The organism is Massilia sp. X63, from assembly GCF_041023745.1.
Lineage (GTDB): Bacteria > Pseudomonadota > Gammaproteobacteria > Burkholderiales > Burkholderiaceae_D > Telluria.
On sequence record NZ_JBFTEF010000005.1, the window covers coordinates 344,733 to 364,469 of the forward strand.

General features: G+C 66.3%; 21 protein-coding genes. 9 read left to right on the forward strand and 12 right to left on the reverse strand.

Annotated elements, in window-relative coordinates:
• The first annotated feature begins 2 nt into the window (after positions 1–2).
• Positions 3–1,100 (forward strand): anhydro-N-acetylmuramic acid kinase, encoded by a 1,098-nt coding sequence (locus tag AB3347_RS13000; RefSeq protein WP_369092225.1) that lies wholly within the window; start codon positions 3–5, stop codon positions 1,098–1,100.
• A 227-nt stretch (positions 1,101–1,327) separates the two neighbouring features.
• Here AB3347_RS13000 and erpA read toward each other — a convergent pair whose 3' ends face one another.
• The 3 genes from erpA to argC all read right to left on the reverse strand — a co-directional run bounded on the left by erpA (position 1,328) and on the right by argC (position 3,389).
• Entirely contained in the window at positions 1,328–1,696 is a 369-nt protein-coding gene (gene erpA / locus AB3347_RS13005; RefSeq protein WP_369092226.1) for an iron-sulfur cluster insertion protein ErpA, read from the reverse strand.
• Between the two features lie 76 nt (positions 1,697–1,772).
• Positions 1,773–2,165, reverse strand: coding sequence for a polymer-forming cytoskeletal protein (locus AB3347_RS13010; RefSeq protein WP_369092227.1), 393 nt, complete (start codon positions 2,163–2,165; stop codon positions 1,773–1,775).
• A 186-nt stretch (positions 2,166–2,351) separates the two neighbouring features.
• Positions 2,352–3,389 (reverse strand): N-acetyl-gamma-glutamyl-phosphate reductase, encoded by a 1,038-nt coding sequence (gene argC / locus AB3347_RS13015; RefSeq protein ID WP_369092228.1) that lies wholly within the window; start codon positions 3,387–3,389, stop codon positions 2,352–2,354.
• A gap of 148 nt (positions 3,390–3,537) precedes the next feature.
• Here argC and AB3347_RS13020 point away from each other — a divergent pair, with 148 nt between their 5' ends.
• Positions 3,538–3,933 (forward strand): MerR family transcriptional regulator, encoded by a 396-nt coding sequence (locus AB3347_RS13020; RefSeq protein WP_369092229.1) that lies wholly within the window; start codon positions 3,538–3,540, stop codon positions 3,931–3,933.
• Here AB3347_RS13020 and AB3347_RS13025 read toward each other — a convergent pair.
• The 5 genes from AB3347_RS13025 to rplM all read right to left on the reverse strand — a co-directional run bounded on the left by AB3347_RS13025 (position 3,930) and on the right by rplM (position 7,202).
• Positions 3,930–4,490 (reverse strand): hypothetical protein, encoded by a 561-nt coding sequence (locus AB3347_RS13025; RefSeq protein ID WP_369092230.1) that lies wholly within the window; start codon positions 4,488–4,490, stop codon positions 3,930–3,932. The genes AB3347_RS13020 and AB3347_RS13025 overlap by 4 nt on opposite strands.
• Before the next feature lie 162 nt (positions 4,491–4,652).
• Positions 4,653–5,387, reverse strand: a complete 735-nt coding sequence (locus AB3347_RS13030; RefSeq protein WP_369092231.1) for a hypothetical protein — start codon at positions 5,385–5,387, stop codon at positions 4,653–4,655.
• Positions 5,388–5,406: 19 nt separating this feature from the next.
• Entirely contained in the window at positions 5,407–6,153 is a 747-nt protein-coding gene (locus AB3347_RS13035) for a helix-turn-helix domain-containing protein (protein WP_369092232.1), read from the reverse strand.
• Between the two features lie 218 nt (positions 6,154–6,371).
• Positions 6,372–6,764, reverse strand: coding sequence for a 30S ribosomal protein S9 (gene rpsI / locus AB3347_RS13040; protein WP_027865814.1), 393 nt, complete (start codon positions 6,762–6,764; stop codon positions 6,372–6,374).
• Between the two features lie 9 nt (positions 6,765–6,773).
• A complete protein-coding gene (gene rplM / locus AB3347_RS13045; protein WP_027865815.1) occupies positions 6,774–7,202 on the reverse strand; it encodes a 50S ribosomal protein L13 in 429 nt (142 codons plus the stop codon).
• A 296-nt stretch (positions 7,203–7,498) separates the two neighbouring features.
• Here rplM and AB3347_RS13050 point away from each other — a divergent pair, with 296 nt between their 5' ends.
• The 4 genes from AB3347_RS13050 to AB3347_RS13065 all read left to right on the forward strand — a co-directional run bounded on the left by AB3347_RS13050 (position 7,499) and on the right by AB3347_RS13065 (position 11,398).
• Positions 7,499–8,974 (forward strand): alpha/beta hydrolase, encoded by a 1,476-nt coding sequence (locus tag AB3347_RS13050; RefSeq protein ID WP_369092233.1) that lies wholly within the window; start codon positions 7,499–7,501, stop codon positions 8,972–8,974.
• A 10-nt stretch (positions 8,975–8,984) separates the two neighbouring features.
• Entirely contained in the window at positions 8,985–9,716 is a 732-nt protein-coding gene (locus AB3347_RS13055; protein WP_369092234.1) for an ATP-binding cassette domain-containing protein, read from the forward strand.
• Positions 9,713–10,897 carry an ABC transporter permease gene (locus AB3347_RS13060; protein ID WP_369092235.1) on the forward strand — a complete coding sequence of 395 codons (1,185 nt, stop codon included), beginning with the start codon at positions 9,713–9,715 and terminating at the stop codon, positions 10,895–10,897. Before AB3347_RS13055 ends, AB3347_RS13060 begins: the two co-directional genes overlap by 4 nt.
• A 78-nt stretch (positions 10,898–10,975) precedes the next feature.
• The gene (locus AB3347_RS13065; RefSeq protein WP_369092236.1) at positions 10,976–11,398 is read left to right on the forward strand and encodes an OsmC family protein; all 423 of its coding nucleotides are present in this window, start codon (positions 10,976–10,978) and stop codon (positions 11,396–11,398) included.
• Positions 11,399–11,433: 35 nt separating this feature from the next.
• Here AB3347_RS13065 and coq7 read toward each other — a convergent pair whose 3' ends face one another.
• Both coq7 and AB3347_RS13075 read right to left on the reverse strand, forming a co-directional pair.
• Positions 11,434–12,078 carry a 2-polyprenyl-3-methyl-6-methoxy-1,4-benzoquinone monooxygenase gene (gene coq7, locus AB3347_RS13070; protein WP_369092237.1) on the reverse strand — a complete coding sequence of 215 codons (645 nt, stop codon included), beginning with the start codon at positions 12,076–12,078 and terminating at the stop codon, positions 11,434–11,436.
• Positions 12,079–12,140: 62 nt separating this feature from the next.
• A complete protein-coding gene (locus AB3347_RS13075; protein WP_369092238.1) occupies positions 12,141–12,590 on the reverse strand; it encodes a hypothetical protein in 450 nt (149 codons plus the stop codon).
• A gap of 200 nt (positions 12,591–12,790) precedes the next feature.
• On the opposite strand from AB3347_RS13075, the gene AB3347_RS13080 reads away from it, so the two are divergent.
• The 3 genes from AB3347_RS13080 to AB3347_RS13090 are packed head-to-tail and all read left to right on the forward strand — an operon-like array spanning position 12,791 to position 17,551.
• Positions 12,791–13,696: an ABC transporter ATP-binding protein gene (locus AB3347_RS13080; RefSeq protein ID WP_369092239.1), complete on the forward strand. Its 906-nt coding sequence runs from the start codon at positions 12,791–12,793 to the stop codon at positions 13,694–13,696.
• Between the two features lie 3 nt (positions 13,697–13,699).
• A complete protein-coding gene (locus tag AB3347_RS13085) occupies positions 13,700–17,302 on the forward strand; it encodes a M1 family aminopeptidase (protein ID WP_369092240.1) in 3,603 nt (1,200 codons plus the stop codon).
• Positions 17,303–17,344: 42 nt separating this feature from the next.
• Positions 17,345–17,551 carry an addiction module protein gene (locus tag AB3347_RS13090; protein ID WP_369092241.1) on the forward strand — a complete coding sequence of 69 codons (207 nt, stop codon included), beginning with the start codon at positions 17,345–17,347 and terminating at the stop codon, positions 17,549–17,551.
• A gap of 80 nt (positions 17,552–17,631) precedes the next feature.
• Here the strand turns inward: AB3347_RS13090 and AB3347_RS13095 are convergent, their stop codons facing one another.
• Complete coding sequence (locus tag AB3347_RS13095) at positions 17,632–17,838, reverse strand: Dabb family protein (protein ID WP_369092305.1); 207 nt, start codon at positions 17,836–17,838, stop codon at positions 17,632–17,634.
• 167 nt (positions 17,839–18,005) lie between these two features.
• Positions 18,006–19,712 carry a methyl-accepting chemotaxis protein gene (locus AB3347_RS13100; RefSeq protein ID WP_369092242.1) on the reverse strand — a complete coding sequence of 569 codons (1,707 nt, stop codon included), beginning with the start codon at positions 19,710–19,712 and terminating at the stop codon, positions 18,006–18,008.
• Between the last annotated feature and the right edge of the window lie 25 nt (positions 19,713–19,737).

The window sequence follows — 19,737 nt, forward strand, 5'->3', positions numbered from 1 at the left end:
ACATGAGCGAGATTCCGTCCCTGACCATCGGCCTGATGTCCGGCACCAGCCTCGACGGCGTGGACGGCGTGCTGGCCGACTTCGCCGGCGGCGCGATCCGCAGCATCGCGGCCGCCTTCACGCCCTTCCCGCCCGAACTGCGCAGCGAACTGATGGCGCTGCAGGCCGCCAGCGAGAACGAGCTCGAGCGCGAGGCGCTGGCCGCGAATGCGCTGGCCCTGTGCTATGCCGACTGCGTGCGCCAACTGCTGCCCTCCGCCGGCGGGCCGGTCGCTGCCGTGGCCGTCCATGGCCAGACCATCCGCCACCGCCCGGAACTGGGCTTCACGCGCCAGACCAACAACCCGGCCTTGCTGGCCGAACTGAGCGGCATCGACGTCATCGCCGACTTCCGCACACGCGACATCGCGGCCGGCGGCCAGGGTGCGCCGCTGGTGCCGGCCTTCCACGAGGCCGCGTTCGGCAAGCCGGGAGTGGCGCGGGTGGTGGTCAACATCGGCGGCATCGGCAACATCAGCATGCTGCACGGCGATGGCCGCGTCGGCGGTTTCGACACCGGGCCCGGCAATGTACTGATGGATCTGTGGATCGGCCGCCACCTGGGCCAGCCCTACGACCAGGACGGCGCCTGGGCGGCCAGCGGCACCGTTCACGGGCCGCTGCTGGAGGCGCTGCTGGACGAGCCCTATTTCCGCCAACCGGCGCCCAAGAGCACCGGGCGCGACCTGTTCCACGATGCCTGGCTGGATGCCAAGCTGAAAGGATTCGAAGAGCTCGCGCCGGCCGACGTGATGGCGACGCTGACCCGGCTGACGGCCGTGACGATCGCCGACGCCATCCGCGGCGAACATGCGGCGGTCGATGCGGTCTACGTCTGCGGCGGCGGCGCCTACAACGCTACCTTGCTGCGCGAGATCGGCGCGGCGCTGGGCGGCGTGCGCGTGGAATCGACCGCGGCGCTCGGCGTCGCACCGAACCGGGTCGAGGCGCTGGCCTTTGCCTGGCTCGGCTACCGTTTCATGCAGCGCGCGCCGGGCAACCTGCCGGCCGTGACGGGCGCCCGCGGTCCGCGCATCCTCGGCGCACTGTATCCGGCCTAAAACGACAAACATCCCCGGGGTCAGGTCTGACATTCGGACACGAGCTCGAGCGTCGTTCTGCTGTGTTGCTCAGTCCGTGTCTAAATGTCAGACCTGACCCCGAAGTTGGGCTGTATCCGGCCTAAAACGACAAAAGGTCCGGAAACGGACCTTTCAATAGGAAATAGGAACGGCCCGGATTGACCGGGCCGTCGACTGCCCGGATCACCGGGCGGCCTGGGGGAAAATCAGGCGGAGAACGACGAACCGCAACCGCAGGTCGATTGGGCGTTCGGGTTCTTGATCACGAACTGGGCGCCTTCGAGGTCGTCCTTGTAGTCGATCTCGGCGCCCACCAGGTACTGGTAGCTCATCGAGTCGATCAGCAGCTGGACACCGTTCTTTTCCATCGTGGTGTCGTCTTCGTTGACGATTTCGTCAAAGGTGAAGCCATACTGGAAACCGGAGCAACCGCCGCCTTGCACGAAGACGCGCAGCTTGAGGTCGGGATTGCCCTCTTCCTCGATCAGCTGGGCAACTTTCTGTGCGGCGCTATCGGTGAAGTTGATCGGGGTCGGGATCGTGTCGTGCTCTTGCACTTCGGCGACTGCGGTCATGAAACACTCCTGGTGAAATACGTGAATTGCGCCCATTATAGACCGTTGGCGCAATCGATGCTGCCGACCCGGCTGCCTAGCCCGCCACAGCGTCGGCCAAATGAAACACCGGCTCGCTGGCGGGTTCGTGGGTCAGCTTTCCGGTCACGAGGGCCCCGCCGTGCATCTCGAGCAAACGGTAATGTACATCACCATGTATGCGGCCTTTCGGCTGTAATTCAAGCAGTTCTGACGAATATACCGATCCGGCGATGTAGCCGTTGACCACCAGGCTGGCGCAGCGCACCTCGCCTTCGATGCGCGCATGCTCGGATACGATCAGCATGCTGTCGGCGCCTTCCGCCGCGACCACGTTGCCGTGCACTTCGCCGTCGATGCGCAGCCCTCCGGTGAAGCACAGGTCGCCCTCGATCCGGGCCGAGATGCCGACCAGGCTGTCAATTTCGCTTTTTACTTGTCGACCGAACATGTTTCACCCCTTCCAGTAGAACGCCGGCGGGCGGTGGCCGCCGCGTTGAAATCAACCTGTGCATCGGTCAATTTACCGTGCTCAACAAGAGCGGCCTTGATCTAGATCGCTTGGCGCGGAGTGTTGCGGGAATGCTCCGCAGGAAGGGGCCGCGCGGCGCCAGGCCGCGCGGCAGGGGAAAGGAACTTACGGCAGCAGTGCGATCTGCTTCAGGCCGGTGGCTTCGTCCAGGCCGAACATCAGGTTCATGCACTGGACGGCCTGGCCGGACGCGCCCTTGACCAGGTTGTCCTGCACCACCAGGATCACGACGGTATTGCCGCCTTCCGGGCGGTGCAGCGCCAGGCGCAGCATGTTCGAGCCGCGGGTCGAGCGGGTTTCCGGGTGCGAGCCGAAGGGCATCACGTCCACGAACGTGCTGTCCTTGTAGGTGTCTTCGAACAGCGCCTGCAGGGCAGCATCGTCGATGTCCTTGGTCAGGCGCGCGTACAGGGTCGCGTGCATGCCGCGGATCATCGGCACCAGGTGCGGGGTGAAGATCAGGCCGACCTTCTGGTCGGTATAGCGCGCCAGCTGGGCCGAGGTTTCCGGGGTGTGGCGGTGGCCGTGCACGCCGTAGGCCTTGAAGTTGTCGCTCGCTTCCGAGAACAGGGTGCCGATCTCGGCCTTGCGGCCGGCGCCCGAGACGCCCGACTTGCAGTCGGCGATCAGGTTGCCCGCGTCCACCAGGCCGGCCTTGAGCAGCGGGACGAAGCCGAGCTGCATGGTGGTCGGGTAGCAGCCCGGGTTGGCGATCAGGCGCGCCCCCTTGATGTCGTCGCGGTTCAGTTCCGGCAGGCCGTACACGGCTTCCTCGATCAGTTCCGGTGCGGTGTGCGGGATCTTGTACCACTTCTCGAAGGTCGCCTGGTCCTTCAGGCGGAAGTCGGCCGCCAGGTCGATGACCTTGACGCCGGCAGCCAGCAGCGCCGGGGCCTGGGCCATGGCGACGCCGTGCGGGGTGGCGAAGAACACCACGTCGCACTGGCTCAGGTCGGCCTTGTCCGGGCTCGAGAAGGCCAGGTCGACGACGCCGCGCAGCGAAGGGAACATGTCGGCCACCAGCAGGCCGTCTTCCTTGCGCGAGGTGATCGCGGTCAGCTGCACGTCGGGGTGCACGGCCAACAGCCGCAGCAATTCCACGCCCGTGTATCCGGTTCCGCCAACGATGCCAACTTTGATCATGTTTCTTCCTTCGATAATGGTGATGAGGTTCCTTCGGATATCCTCCGGGACGAGGCTGCAATTCTAACAGCCTTGCGCCGGGCGGGCTGCGCACCGCCCGGCCCCGCTGCCCGCCCAGGCACTATAATTTCCTGATGAAAATGATCACATGGGAGTCGTGAGGATGCTGACGATCGGCGAACTGGCCAGGGAAACCGGTGCGAGCGTGCGCGCCCTGCGCCATTACGAGCAATCCGGCCTGCTGGTGGCGAAGCGCGGCGAGAATGGCTACCGGCGCTTCGACGCCTCGGCGGTCGGCTTCGTCGGGCGCATCCGCACCTTGCTGCGCAACGGTTTCACCCTGGAAGAAATCCGGCCGGTGGTGTCGATGCTCGGCCCGCAGCCGCCCGACCTGCGCAGCATCTGCCCGGACGTGATCGCGCTCTACCATGCCAAGCTGGGCGAGCTCGACCAGCGCATCGAAGCCCTGCAGCAAATCCGCAGCAGCGCCGCCGCGCGCCTGGCTTTCCTCGAAGAGCAGCGCCGCACTGGCGGCCCCGGTTAAGCCTTCGGCCGGTCGAGCGCGGCCGGGATCGGGTGGGCGGCGGTTTCCGCATCCCAGGTAATCGACAGCACGCACCAGCGGGTGCCGTCGTGCAGCAATTGCAGGCTGTTGACGCCGCGTACCCGCACCGGGCCGTCCGGCCGTTCGCGCGTTTCGTAGCTGCTGTAGACGTGGGCGATGTGGCCGAAGGCCTGCACCTGCTGCGCCACCTCGCGTTCGAAGAAGCCGCGCTGGCCGAGCAGGCGATCGTTCAGGGCGGCGAACTGGCGCGGCGTCTGCGGCGCCGCCAGGAAGCCCTGCGCGCCGTGGCTGGTGGCCGTGACCAGGGCGCCTGGCGCGAACAGTGTATACATGCGCTCCCAGTCCTTCTTCGCCCCGGCCGCACCGGAGACGATCTCGTACAGGGCCTGCGTCACGGTCTGCGGCGTGCGGCCGTCGGCAAGATCCTGGACCGGACCGCAGGCGGGCGTGGCGCCGAGCGGGTTGTCCTGGGCCTGGGCGGGGAGCGCCAGCGCAAGCAGGAGCAGCGTGGCGGCGAGGGGCGAATGGCGGAGCATGAGGTTTCCTTGTCGTGAAGCGCGATGTGCGCGGAAACAGCATGCTCGGGGCTGACGCTAGCGGCAGGGTCAAGCGCTTTTTGCTTGCAAAGAATATTTGCATACCTGGTCAAAAGTGCAAATATTCTTTGCACGCCCTGCCCCACAGGCATACGCCGCAGCTCACTCCTTCGAGGTCGGCGTAATCGATTTGCTGACCTTGCCCTGCTCGTCCAGCATCTGGATTTCCGCCTTGCCGTCGGCCGAGACCATCAGCATCATGCGCGTGCGCCCTTTTGCATCTTTCAGTTGCAGGGTCGAGTTCTTGCTGCCGGTGTTGCCGAGCCAGATGCGGTTCTGGCTCAGGCGGCCCTCCTCGGCCAGCTTCTTCCAGTAGGCGCGCCGTTCCGCCTCTGGAAGCTTGCCGGCGTCTTCGCCGAAGCGCGCGATGTCCGCCATCGAGGTGACCGTGTAGGGCGGCACGTCGTTGATGCGGATGGCCGTCATCTGGTGCGCTGCGCCGTCGGTGCTGATCAGCTGCAGGGCCTGGTCCTGGCGGAAGCGGTCGAAGGTGAGCGACAGGCCGGCGTCGATCTTGCCGTCGGCGCCGATGCTGCCTTTCTGGATCAATCCGCCGTTCTCGGTGCCTTCCTCGTTGATGAACAACATGCCGGCAAATGAATTGCGGTCGGGGCGCGCTCGCTCCTTGCCCTGCTGGAAGTCGCCGGGGAACTGGGCCTTGTTGGAAATGATGATGCGCCTGGTGCCGTCCGGCTCGACGATGTTGATGCGGCCGACGGTGATTTCCTCGAAGCTGGCGCGGCGCGCCGGATCGTTGGCGCCGCTCAGGGTCATGATGGCGGCCAGCGCCGCGGCCATGGTGGTGGCGCCGGCGAAGAACGTACGGATCTGCGACATGGGGTCTCCTTGATTTTATTTATCGTTGCTTGCTTTTGAGGCGGCGCAGGCGCCACTCGATGAACAGGCCGATGAAGCCGCTCACGAGCACGATTGCGCCCAGGTATTGCAGGATGCGGTTGCCCGCCGCCTGCACGTATTTGGTATCGACCAGGTCGAAGCGGCGCCGGCCGTTTTCCACCGGCTCGTAATACACGGTGCCGCGGCTGGCCGGCCATTCCACGGTGAGCGGCTGCTTGCGTTTTGTCAGGAACTCGGCCGACTGTTTCGCCATCTCCTCGTGCGTGATGAGCTTCGCGACCATTTGCTGCATCAGGATTTCCCGCCAGGTGGTGAAGATGTTCTCGGCTTCGCCGGCCTGGATCACCCCCGGCGAACTGTACTTGTAGAGCTTGTTCGGAAAGAAGATGCCGTCGTTCGCCGCCAGCATCATGGCAAAGCCGAGGATCCAGGCCGCCGCCGAGCCGAACAGCCAGCGCTTCGTATGGTGGACCTGGGCCGCGACCTGGCCGGCAGTGAACTGGCTCACCGCCGGGATGTGGCGCAGCGTCGTCGCCAGCACATCCTTGTCCACGTCCTGCAGGAAAACCGCCGCATCCATCTCGAGGGCGGACAGGATGGTGGAAAACATCTCGGCAGAAGGCACCGACTTGTCGTTCTCCAGCTTGGACAGATAGGACTGCTCGATGCCGGCCAGTTGCGCGAACTGCGGCTGGGTCAGGCCCTTGTCGGTCCTGATCTGTTTGAGTCGTTCGCCAAAATTCATATCAATCTTTCCTGAACGTCAATGGAATGGCCGTATTCTTGGCCATTCATGCATGACTTGGAAGATGAATATCGGCGAATAAGGAGGAATATGGCGAGACCGGGCCACTTTACGCAGGCCGCATGCGTGGTTCTGCCGGCGCCGACAACAAAAAAGCCGTCCACCTTGCGGAGGACGGCTTTTCGCAGCAGCGCCCGAAGGCGCTGTCGAAGGCGAAATTAACGCTTCGAGAACTGCTTTGCGCGACGTGCTTTACGCAGGCCGACTTTCTTACGCTCGACTTCACGGGCGTCACGGGTGACGAAACCGGCACGTGCCAGGTCGCCCTTGAGGCCTGCGTCGTAGTCGATCAGGGCGCGGGTGATGCCGTGGCGGACGGCGCCTGCCTGGCCCGACTCACCACCACCGTGCACGTTGACCTTGATGTCGAAACGCTCGACGTTGCCGGTCAGTTCCAGCGGCTGGCGGATGACCATCAGGCCGGTTTCACGCGAGAAGTATTCGTTCGCAGGCTTGCCGTTCACGACGATCAGGCCGGTGCCGGCTTTGATGAACACGCGAGCGACTGCACTCTTGCGACGGCCGGTGCCGTAGTTGTAGTTACCGATCATGTCAGTTCCTTAGAGGGTCAGTGCTTGTGGTTGCTGTGCTGCGTGCGGGTGCGAACCTTCCGCGTACACTTTCAGCTTCTTGATCATTGCATAGCCCAGCGGGCCCTTCGGCAGCATGCCTTTGACAGCCTTTTCCAGGGCACGGCCCGGGAAGCGCTGTTGCATCTTCAGGAAGTTGGTTTCGTAGATACCGCCCGGGTAGCCCGAGTGACGGTAGTACGTCTTGTTGGTGGCCTTGGTGCCGGTCACGCGCAGCTTGCCTGCATTGACGACGATGATGTAGTCGCCGGTATCGACGTGCGGAGTGAACTCCGGCTTGTGCTTGCCGCGCAGTCGGAGTGCCACTTCGCTGGCAACACGTCCGAGGACCAAGTCCGTCGCGTCAATCACCAACCAGTCGCGCTGGACTTCATGGCCCTTAGCGGAAAAAGTTTTCATGATGACTTCCTAAATAGGTTAAATGCTCACTGTGGTGGTTCCGCCCTTGCTGCAGCGGACTCTGCCTTATTGTCTTCCCCGAGCAAAGGGAAAGCCCACGATGATAGCCGAACAGCGGCCAACCCGTCAATGCGCGCTGTGCCTGCTGTGGCATTTTCCGCGCTCTCCTTTGATGGTTTTCTTTCTCATCGGATAAAGCAATCCCGTCACGCATAATTTCGTGCGATGGTGCAACTAAACCGTTGACCATCAAAACGATGCCAATCTACTATGCATGCATCCTTTGAGGAGATTGTGTGAAGACAAGATCGTTACTCCCCGTCGCCGCCCTCTGGCTGGCGGCATCCGCCCCGGGTGCGGTGGCAAGCGCGGCGGCGCCCGGCAATGCCGGCAAGCCCGCCGCCGAGCCCACGCCCGCGGCGAGCGCGCGCAGCTGCCACCTGCCGGGCGTCGTCGACGCGCTGCGCTGCGTGAGCATGGACGTCCCGCTCGACCACGCCAGGCCGCAGGCCGGCAGCCTGAAACTGCACGTCACCGTGGCCCCGGCGCATCGCCAGGGCACGCGCAACGACCCGCTGTTCGTCCTTGCCGGCGGCCCCGGCCAGGCCGGCAGCGAGGTGGTCCAGGTGCTGTCGACCGCGTTCAGCCGCGTGCGCGCCACCCGCGACATCGTGTTCATCGACCAGCGCGGCACTGGACGCTCGGGCAAGCTCGATTGCAAGAGCAAGCCGGAACACGAGCGCATGAGCGAAGACCAGCTCGAGGCGGAGCTGCGCGCCTGCATCGCCGCCGCCAAGGCCCCGTTCGGCGCCTACACCACCGATGCCGCCGCCCGCGACCTGGAAGTGGTGCGCCGCGCGCTCGGCTACGGCGCCGTCAACGTCTTCGGCGGCTCCTACGGCACCCGCCTCGGCCAGGCCTACGCGCGCCTGTACCCGGCCAGCGTGCGCAGCCTCGTGCTCGACGGCGTGGCCGCTCCCGACCAGGTGATCCCGGCCGGCGCCCGCGACGGCCAGGCCGCGCTCGACAAGGTGTTCGCGCAGTGCGCCGCCGACGCCAGCTGCAACAAGTCCTTCCCCAACCTGCGCGCGCAGTTCGACGGCCTGGTCGCCAGGCTCCAGGCGGGCGCCATCAAGCTGACGCTGCCCGATCCGCGCACCGCGCAGCCGGTCGACGTCACCATGACCTCCGCGCGTTTCCTCGGCACCGTGCACAACATCCTGTACTCGCCCGCCGACGCGCGCCGCCTGCCCTTCCTGATCCATAACGCCGCGCAGGGACGCTGGCAGCCTTTCGTCGCGCGCCAGAACCTGGCAGGCGACTTCGGCGGCGACGGCCACATGGCGACCCTGCTGCACTTCGCGGTGGTGTGCGCCGAAGACGTTCCGCGCATGACGCCCGAACTGCTCAAGTCCGATGCCGGCCAGCTGACCAAGACGCTGGCCGAGAAGATGCCGGCCATCTGCAAGTCGATGAACGTGCCGGCGGTGCCGTACCAGACCCCGACGCGGATCGAGGCGCCGGCCCTGCTGCTGTCGGGCGCGCTCGATCCGGTCACGCCGCCGCACCGCGCCGAGACCGCGGCCAGGTACATGAGCCGCGCCCAGCACGTCGTGGTCGACAACGTCGGCCACGGCGTCGCGCAGCTCGGCTGCGCGCCGCGCCTGCTGCGCGCCTTCCTCGACAAGCCGCAGGACAAGCTCGACGCCAGCTGCCTGAAAGAGATTCCGGCTCCGACCTTCCAGCTCGGCAGCGCCGGCCCGCAACCATAAGGCACCCGACATGATTGAAGTCCACGATGTACGCAAGAGCTTCGGCGCCGTGAAGGCGCTGGGCGGCGTCAGTTTCACCGCGCGCGACGGCCAGATCACCGCGCTGCTCGGCCCCAACGGCGCCGGCAAGACCACCCTGCTGCGCACCCTGGTCGGCCTGCTCAAGCGCGACCACGGCAGCATCTCGATCGACGGCGTCGATCCGGAACGGGACCCGATGGCGGTGCGCCGCAGCATCGGCTTCCTGACCGACCAGTTCGGGCTGTACGAGCGCCTGAGCACGCGCGAATACCTCACCTATTTCGGGGAACTGAACGGGATGCCGCGCGCCGCGATCGGCGCCCGCATCGACGAGGTGTCCGAACTGCTGGGCATGGAAGACATCCTGGCGCGCCGCAGCAAGGGCTTCTCGCAGGGCCAGCGCATCAAGGTGGCGCTGGCGCGCACGCTGCTGCACCGCCCGCGCCACCTGCTGCTGGACGAACCGAGCCGCGGCCTGGACGTGATGAGCACGCGCGCGCTGCGCACCGCGCTGGGCGCGCTGCGCGCCGACGGCTGCTGCGTGATCATGGCCACCCACGTGATGCAGGAAGTGACGGCCCTGTGCGAGGACGTGATCGTCATCGCCGGCGGCCACACCGTGGCCCAGGGCTCGCCCGATGAACTGTGCCGGCGCACCGGCATCGCCAACCTGGAAGACGCCTTCGTCAACCTGGTCGGCACCGAAGAAGGAATCGCATGAACTCCAGGCTGCTGGTTGTCTATCTGAAGGAGCTGCGCGAGACGCTGCGCGACAAGCGCACGCTCGGCATGCTCGCCATGTTCACCCTGTTCTATCCGGTCATGTTCGGCTTCATGCTGAACCAGATGATCGAGAAAAGCACCAAGGCCGAGCGCGAAGGCATCGAGCTGGCGGTGATCGGCGGCGCGAAGGCGCCGACCCTGATGTCGCAGCTGGGCCAGAAGAACATCACGGTCAAGGACACCGCGCCGATGGACGAAGAAGCCATCGGCGAGCTGTTGCGCAGCAAGAAGGTGGCGGCGGTGCTGCGGCTGCCGGACGACTTCGCCGAGCAGTACTACGCGATGCGTCCGGCCCGGGTCGAGGTGTGGTACGACTCGGCCTCCGACACCGGCGGCCAGCGCCGCGACATCGAGGACGTGCTGCAGGCCTACGGCTCCAACGTCGCCAGCGCGCGCCTGCTGGCGCACGGCGTGTCGCCGGCCGCGGTGACCCCGATCCAGGTGCAGCGCTACGACACCGGCACCAATGCCTCGCGCTCGGCGATGGTGGTGGGCAGCATCATGGGCTTCCTGTTCTTCCCGGCCTTCATGCTGTGCCTGTCCGCGGCGGTCGACAGCACCGCCGGCGAGCGCGAGCGCCGCTCGCTCGAAGTGCTGATGGCGCAACCGGCCCATACCTGGGAGCTCATCGGCGGCAAGTGGCTGGCCGCCAGCACCCTGGGCATCGTCGGCGTGACCCTCGAGCTGATCCTGGCGCACGCGGTCTTCAAGTGGCTGCCTCTGGAGGAAATCGGCATGACCTGGAGCCTGGGCTGGGGCGCGATGCTGACGATCTGCCTGGTCACGGTCTCGCTGTCGCTGCTGGCCGGCGCGCTGTACATCGCGCTGGCGATGAACGCCAAGACCTTCAAGGAAGCGCAGACCATCCTCAGCATCGTGGCCTTCCTGCCCCTGCTTCCCACCTTCGTGGTGTCGTTCATGGAGCTCAAGACCGCGAACTGGATGTACCTGGTGCCGATGCTGTCGAACCAGACCCTGATCAAGGAAGCGTCCAAGGCGGGCGAGCTCGGCCCCCTGCCCTACCTGCTGACCTTCCTGTGCTCGGCGATTCCGGCCCTGCTGATCGTGGCCTTCGCCAGCTGGCGCATGAAGAGCGAGCGCTACGTGCTGGCAGTGTAAGCGAAAGGGGCGCCTGCGAAGGCGCCCCGCCTGCCTTACAATGCTCCGCAGTCAAAACCTTCAGCGGAGAAAAATCGAATGGAAGTGAAAGTCAGCTGGAACGGCCCGTCGGGCATGAGTTTCCGTGCCGAGACCGGCAGCGGCCACATGGTGGCCATGGACGGCGCGCCAGAAGGCGGCGGCCACAACCTGGCGCCGCGCCCGATGGAAATGGTGCTGGTCGGTACCGGCGGCTGCACCGCCTACGACGTGGTGCTGATCCTCAAGCGCGGCCGCGAGGACGTGCGCGGCTGCGACGTGACGCTGCAGGCCGAGCGCGCGGACACCGATCCCAAGGTCTTCACCAAGATCAACTTCCACTTCACGGTCAGCGGCCGCAACCTGAAGCCGGCAGCCGTCGAGCGCGCCGTCAACCTGTCGCACGACAAGTACTGCTCGGCCTCGATCATGCTGGCCAAGACCGCCGAGATCACGCATAGCGTGGAAATCGTCGAGGTCTGAGCGGCGGGCGCCCGCCGGGCGCCCGACACCGACTGTCAGATGCGATAGGCGGTCGTGGTCATCACCTTCGACATCGCGGTCATCAGCATCTTCACCGGCAGCGGCGTGTCCGCCGCTCCCAGCGCCTGCGCCGCCGCGCCGTGCGCGATTTCATCGACCCGCATCTGCTCGACGATCGCGCGCGACTTGGCGTCCTGCGGCGGCAGGTCTTCCAGGTGCCGGTTCAGGTGCGCTTCGACCTGGCGCTCGGTTTCGACCACGAAGCCCAGGCTGTGCGGGTCGCCCAGCTTGGCGGCGATGCTGCCCAGCACGTAGGAACCGGCATACCACAGCGGATTGAGCAGGCTCGGCTGCGAACCCAGTTCGGACAGGCGCTCGGCCGTCCAGGCCAGGTGGTCTTCTTCCTCGCGCGCGGATTTCTCGAACTGCTTGCGGATCGCCGGGCTCTTGCCGAAGCGCGCCTGCGAGTCGTACAGCGCCTGTGCGCACACTTCGCCGACGTGGTTCACGCGCATCAGGCCGGCGCTGTGGCGGCGCTCCTCGTCGCTCAGCTCGCAATCGGTGGCATGCGTGCCGGGGTTCTGGCGCGAGGCCAGGGCCACGCCGCCGACCACGCGCAGCGCCTTGTCGAAGCCGGCGATCAGGCCGTCGAGGGAAGAGTTGGAACGGTATGCACTCATGATGTTGTCGATGCAATGTATGCAGATGAACAAAACATCATTATAGGCCTTTGTACCGGCGATCAGTCGCCCGGCGCGGCGGCCTGCACCTCGGCCTGCACCTCGGCCTTGCTGCGGGCGATCCAGTCGGCCATCGGCCCGGATGCCTCCAGCCCGGAAATGTTCTTCGCCACCCCCAGGTTCAGCTCGAGCAGGAAGGGAATCGATGCGGCAGGCACTTCCGGGCAGTGGCGCCGGAACGCGTCCATGAAACGCGCCGACTCGACCGTCGGCATCACCTTGGCGCCGCTCATGTACTGCAGCACGCTGGTGATCGTGTGGCCCTTGCCCAGCGTGTGGTAGATGAAGCGGTTGAACTCGCGGTCGACCCTCTTGAAGTCGATCGCTTCCTCGGTCATCAACGCCGCCAGGTAAAACAGGCCGAGCGCGACGCGGAACCAGTCGGTCGACTCGGTCCGGTCGCGCCCTTCGCGCATCAGCGCCAGCAGCTTGTCCTGGATGGCCTTGTTCATCCTGCCATTATCCATGTTTCTGCAGCTTAGGCGAGCAATGTTTTCTTGAGGAAAGTATCGGTACGCCCAGTCATGTATCCGTCGATTATGCAGTCTGGGCCATCAAAGCGCCCGTGCGTCGCAGAGTTACCACAAACAGCAGGACAATTTAATACAATGCAAGTGTTGAAAAAGGTTTATATGCACGCTGGGGGCATGGCATGGAATTGAAAATCCGCAATTTGTCGAAGACTTACGCCAATGGCGTGGTCGCGCTCGACCGTGTCACGCTCACCATCCCGGCCGGGATGTTCGGGCTGCTCGGTCCGAACGGCGCCGGCAAATCGACGCTGATGCGGATCCTCGCCACCCTGCAGGAATGCGATGCGGGTTCGGTGTTCCTGGACGATATCGACGTCCTCGACGAAAAGGACGAGGTGCGCCGCATGCTCGGCTACCTGCCGCAGGACTTCGGCGTCTACCCGAAAGTGACCGCTTACGAACTGCTCGACCATTTCGCCCAGCTCAAGGGCCTGTCGCACAAGCACCGCCGGCGCGAGGTGGTCGACGGCCTGCTCCAGCAGACCAACCTGTGGGAAGTGCGCCACCAGCGCCTCGGCACGTTCTCGGGCGGCATGCGCCAGCGCTTCGGCATCGCCCAGGCCCTGCTGGGCGACCCGCGCCTGATCATCGTCGACGAGCCCACCGCCGGCCTCGACCCACAGGAGCGGGTGCGCTTCCACAACCTGCTGTCCGATATCGGCCAGGACAAGACCGTGATCCTGTCCACCCACATCGTGTCCGACGTGGCCGACCTGTGCGCCAACATGGCGATCATCAACAAGGGCCACGTGCTGCTGTGCGGCGACCCGCAAGACCTGACCTACGAGATCGAAGACTACATCTGGGCGCGCTTCGTCACCAAGCAGGAGCTGCCGGTGTTCCAGAAGCGTCACCAGGTCATTTCCACCCGCCTGCTCACCGGCCGCACCCTGATCCACGTGTATGCCGAGAGCGATCCAGGCGACGGCTTCGAGCCGGCCCGCGCCAGCCTGGAAGACGTGTATTTCGCCACCATCGCCGGGCGCTTTTCCCGGTTTTCCGACGCCAGCGCGGGGAACTGCTGACGCATGCGCGCCCTGTTCGCCATCGCCCGCTTCGAGGCGCGGCAGCGGCTGCGGCTGCTGTCGACCTGGATCTATTTCGGCCTGTTCCTGGCGCTGGCCATGCTGTGGATGGCGGCGGCAGGCGGGGCCTTCCGCGATGCCATCGTCAGCTTCGGCGGCCGGGTCCTGATCAACGGGCCGCGCCAGATCGCGCTGACCGCTTCCTTCCTCGGCTGCTTCGGGGTGATCGTGGTGGCGGCCGTGATGGGCCGCTCGGTGCAGCAGGACTTCGAATACGAGATGCAGCACTTCTTCTTCAGCGCGCCGATCCGCAAGGCGGACTACGTGCTGGGGCGCTTCGTGGGAGCCTTCGCGGTGCTGGCGGTGATCTTGTCGAGCATCGTGCTGGGCACCTGGCTGGGCAGCTTCATTCCCGGCATCGAGCCGGATCGCCTGGGACCGAACACCCTGTCCAGCTACCTGCTGCCCTGGCTGCTCACGCTGCTGCCCAACACCTTCATCTTCGGCGCCCTGTTCTTCGTGCTGGCCGCGCTGTCGCGCCGCATGCTGCCGGTCTACGTGGCCAGCATCGTCATGATGGTCGGCTACATCGTGGCGCCCTCCCTGGCGCGCGACCTCGACTACAAGACCCTGGCCGCGCTGATCGACCCCTTCGGCACCACCGCCCTGATCCGCCTCACCGAATACTGGCCGATCGCCGAGCGCAACACCCGTCCGATCACGCTGGAAGGCGTCTACCTGGTGAACCGCCTGATCTGGCTGGGATTCGGGCTGGTGGTCCTGCTGCTCGGCTACTGGCGCTTCCATACCACCGGCAACCTCGACCCGCGCAACCGCAAGGGCCAGCAGCTGGCCGACACCGCGGCCGCGCCGGGCCTGCAGATGCCGGCGCAACTGTCGCAGGCCGCGGTGGATACCCGCGAAACGCCCGACTTCGCACGCCGCAGCCTGGCCCTGCTGCTGGGGAAGTCGGCCTGGTACAACCTGCGCGAGTCGACCAAGAACGTGTATTTCCTGGCCCTGGCGGTCGCCGGCGTCCTGATCCTGGCCGCCAGCGCGCTCGACCTCGGCGCGATCTACGGCACCACGACCTATCCGGTCACCTACATGGTGCTGGAGCTGATCCGCGACGTGTTCGCGCTGTACATGCTGGTGGTGACCACCCTGTTCGCCGGCGAGATGGTCTGGCGCGAGCGCGAGGCGCGCATGGCGCAGATGCTCGACGCCCTCCCCAGCCCGACCTGGCTGCCCCTGGCCGGCAAGACCCTGGCGCTGGTCGGCCTGCAGGCCCTGCTGCTGCTAATGGCGATGGTGGTCGGCATGCTGATCCAGCTGTTCAAGGGCTGGTTCAGCCTCGAGCCCGGCCTGTACCTGCGCTTCCTGTTCACGGTGCTGCTGCCGCAGTACGCGCTGCTGGCGGTGGCGGCGGTCGCGGTGCAGGTAATCGTCAACAACCGCTACCTGGCCTACTTCATCCTGATCGCCCTGTACCTGGCGGCCGGCACCGCGCAGGGCTTCGGCCTCGACCACCCGATGCTGATCTACGGCCGCATGCCGGACTTCACCTACTCGGCGATGAACGGCTTCGGCCACTACCTGCTGCGCGAGCACCTGTTCCAGCTGTACTGGGGCGGCCTGGCCCTGATGCTGATGGTGGCGGCGCGCGTGCTGTGGGCGCGCGGCGTCGACACCGGCTGGCGCGAGCGCCTGCGCCTGGCGCGCCGCAACCTGTCCGGCCCGGTGCTGGCCGCCTTCGGCGCAGGCCTCCTCGTCTTTGCCGGCACCGGCGCGCTGCTGGCCTATGAGCTGCACGCCGGCGGCTACCTGACCAGCGCCGGGCAGGAAAGCCTGCGCGCCGAGTATGAACTGCGCTACCGCCGCTACGCCAGGCTGCCGCAGCCGCGCATCGTCGACGTCCACCTGGAGGCCGACATCCGGCCCGAGACCCGTTCGCTCGGCGTGAAGGGCGTGTACACGCTGGAGAACCGCAACGCGGGCCCGGTGCAGGACATCGTCCTGTACCAGCAGCGCGGCGCCGCGCTGGGCGTCGCCTTCTCGCAGGCGGCGCTGCCGGTGCTGGCCGATCCGGAGCGCGGCTTCTACCACTACCGCCTGGTCCAGGCCTTGCCGCCGGGCGCGCGCATGACGCTCGAATTCAGCCTCGATTACGCACCGGGCGGCCTGCTGGGCCTGGGCCGCGACACCCCGGTCGTCGGAAACGGGACCTTCTTCACCAACGAGGCCATGCCGCGTATCGGCTACCAGCCCTCGGTCGAACTGACGGACGACCGCGACCGCAAGCGGCGCGGCCTGCCGCCCAGGGCCCCGATGGCCGCGCGCGAGGACCTGGCCGCGCGCGCCAACAACAGCCTGGGCGTGGACGCCGACTGGATCGGCTTCGACGCCGTGATCGCCACCAGCCCGGACCAGATCGCGATCGCGCCGGGCACCCTGGAAAAGGAGTGGATCGACCAGGGCCGCCGCTACTTCCACTACCGGATGGACAAGCCGGTCCTGAATTTCTACGCGATCCAGTCGGCGCGCTACGAAGTACGGCACGACCGCTGGCAGGACGTGAGCATCGACGTGTTCTACCACCCGGGCCACGAGCTCAACGTCGGGCGCATGATCCGCGGCGCCCAGGCCGGCCTCGACTACGCATCGCGCCGCTTCGGTCCCTACCCCTTCCGCGAGCTGCGCATCGTCGAGTTCCCGCGCTACGCTGCCTACGCCCAGGCCTTCCCCGGCACCATCCCGTTCTCGGAGAGCATGGGCTTCATCGCCCGCGTCGACGACGATGCGCCCAAGGACATCGATTACCCGTTCTACGTCAGCGCCCACGAGACCGCGCACCAGTGGTGGGGCCACCAGCTGGTGGGCGCCAACACGCGCGGCACCACCACGCTGTCGGAAAGCCTGTCCGAGTACACCGCGCTGATGGTCATGAAGCGCAGCCATGGCGGCCAGAAGATGCGCCGCTTCCTGCGCTACAACCTCGACGCCTACCTGATGGGCCGCGCCACCGAGCGCCGCAAGGAGCTGCCGCTGGCGCAGAACGAGAACCAGGACTACATCCACTACCGCAAGGGCAGCCTGGCGCTGTACCTGCTTGCCGACCTGCTGGGCGAAGACACCGTCAACGGCGTGCTGCGCGACCTGCTCAGGGAACACGGCGCCAGGGGCGCTCCCTACCCGACCGTGCTGGCGCTGGTGGACGGCCTGCGCAAGGTGGCGCCGCCGGACAAGGCCTACCTGATCGACGACCTGTTCGAGCACATCGTCCTGTACGAGAACCGCGCCGACAGCGCCACCGTGCGCCAGCGCCGGGACGGCAAGTTCGAGGTGACCATCAAGGCCCATGCGGGCAAGGTGCGCGCGGGCGAACTGGGCGACGAGAAGCCGGCGCCGCTCAGGGACTACATCGAATTCGGCGTCGACGACCGCAACGGCAACCCGCTGGTACGCGAGCGGCGCCTGGTCGACCAGGCCGCCCAGACCGTTACGCTGGTGGTCGGTGCACGCCCGGCGCGGGCCGGTATCGACCCCGACAACAAGCTCATTGACAGAAAACCAACGGACAATATGGTTCCAGTCGACAACCCCTGAAATTACAGCTAATATTTCAGAAATATTACGCCGAGGAGCATCATGTCGAACCTGGTTGCCGAGATCGCGGAAAAGATCCAGCTGCTGAGCGAAGAGGACAAGCACACCTTGGTGCGGCTGCTCCTGCAGGACGTCGATGTCCCCGACGAGGATGCCGATGAAGCCTGGCGCAACGAGATCGTGCGCCGCGTGAAGGCGATCCGCAACGGCGAAGCGGCCATCCGCGCACTGCAGGAATGGCAGGAATAAGCCGCTCGATACAAGTGCCCCCGCAATGAAAAAACCGCAGCCATTGCTGCGGTTTTTTCATTGCGGCGCTTGCCTGCGTTTCAGGACCGGGCCCAGTAGTCGAGCACCAGCGAGCGCTCGAGGCAGGTCCCCAGCGTGCCCACGAAGCGCTGGTGCGCCGGATGCACCAGATAGGCGTCGCGCTCGCCCCCGCCGGCGAAGCTCAGCATGAAGCAGTGGGTGAAGCCGTTGGCGAGTCCTTCCGGGCTGACGTTCGTGCCCCACTCGTAGGCGGCGATGCCGGGTATCTTGCAAAATCATGGGGGTCAGGTCTGACATTCAGACACGAACTCGAGCGTTACTCGATAGCATTGCTCAGTCCGTGTCCAGATGTCAGACCTGACCCCCATCGTGTGCGCAGACGGCGGCGCGCCTGCGTTCCCACCCGACCAAGCCGGAGACCAAGCCGCGATGCTTATTCCACGCCGGCAGCCTCGGGCACGTCCTTGGGCGCCGCGGCCTTTGCCGGCGTCCTGGCGGCGGCACGGGCGGGCTGGCGGCTGCGCGGCAGTGCCGGACGGGCCGGCGGACGCGGCAGGGCTTGCGCGGCGGCCTGCGGCTGCGCAGCAGCCTGGTTGGCCAGCTGGAAGGTATCCACCAGGTGGGCCAGCCCGCCTGCCTGCTCGCGCATCGCTTCGGCAGCCGCCGCGGCCTGCTCGACCAGGGCCGCGTTCTGCTGCGTCACCTGGTCCATCTGGACGATCGCCTGGTTGACCTGCTCGATGCCCTCGCGCTGCTCGTCGCTCGCGGCGGCGATCTCGCCGATGATGTCGGACACGCGCTTGACGCTGGCCACCACCTCGTCCATCGTGCGGCCGGCCTGGTCCACCAGGCGCGAACCGTTTTCCACGCGCGAAACCGAGTCGCCGATCAGTTCCTTGATTTCCCTGGCCGCCGCGGCCGAGCGCTGCGCCAGGTTGCGCACCTCGCCCGCCACCACGGCGAAGCCGCGGCCCTGCTCGCCGGCGCGCGCTGCCTCGACCGCGGCGTTCAGTGCCAGGATATTGGTCTGGAAAGCGATGCCGTCGATGACGGTGATGATGTCGGCGATCTTGCGCGAGGCCTCGTTGATCGAGCCCATCGTGGTCACCACCTCGGCCACCACCTGGCCGCCGCGCGCGGCGGTGTCGGCGGCGCTGGCGGCCAGCTGGTTGGCCTGGCGCGCATTGTCGGCGTTCTGCTTGACGGTCGAGGTCAGTTCTTCCATCGACGAAGCGGTTTCTTCCAGCGAGCTGGCCTGCTGCTCGGTGCGGCTCGACAGGTCCTGGTTGCCGGCCGAGATCTCGTGCGCGGCGGTCTCGATGGTGCTGGTGCCGGCACGCACCTTCGACACGATCGACACCAGCGAAGCGTTCATGTCCTTCAGCGCGGCCATCAGCTCGCCGGCTTCGTCGTTGGTGCGCACCTTGACCTCGGCGGTCAGGTCGCCCTGCGCCACCCGGCGCGCCACGTTCACCGCGCGGCGCAGCGGAACGCTGATGTTGCGGCCCAGCTGGTAGGCCATGAAGACCGCCAGGATGGCGGCGATCAGGCCGCCTCCGACGAGGGTGCGGCGCATGGCCGCGCGGGCCTCCACGATCTTTTCCGCGCGCTGCGCCATCAAGGTATTCTCGGCCGCCCTCACCTGCGCCACCAGGGCCCGCATGGCGTCCATGCCGGCCTTGCCCTTGCCGATTCTCACGGTGGCGACCACCTGCGACAGGTCGTCGTCGACCGCCGCCCGGCGCTGGGCGATCACCGGGTCGATGGCCTGCGCCATCCAGTCACGCTGGCCCTGGGCGAGCTGTCTGAGACGCTGCTGCTGCGCCTCGTTGTCGGCGGTAAGTGCCTGCGCCCGGTCGAGGTGCTGCTGGAACACCTCCTTCCCGGCATTGTAGGGTTGCAGCGACGCCTCCTGGCCAGTCAGGGCAAAGCCACGCTGGCCCGTTTCGATGTTGACCAGCGCTTCCATCGCGCCATCCACCTCGGCCAGCACCTTGTAGGTGTGCACGTTGGCGTCGTTGGCGCGATCAAGCACGGTCACGTTAGCGTAGGCAAGCGAGACGACGATGCCGGTAATGCCGATCAGGACGCCGTAGCCGAGGTACAAGCGGGTTGCGATTTTCAGGTCGGAGAGTTTCATGGGGGCAGACAGGGGCTCGATGTCG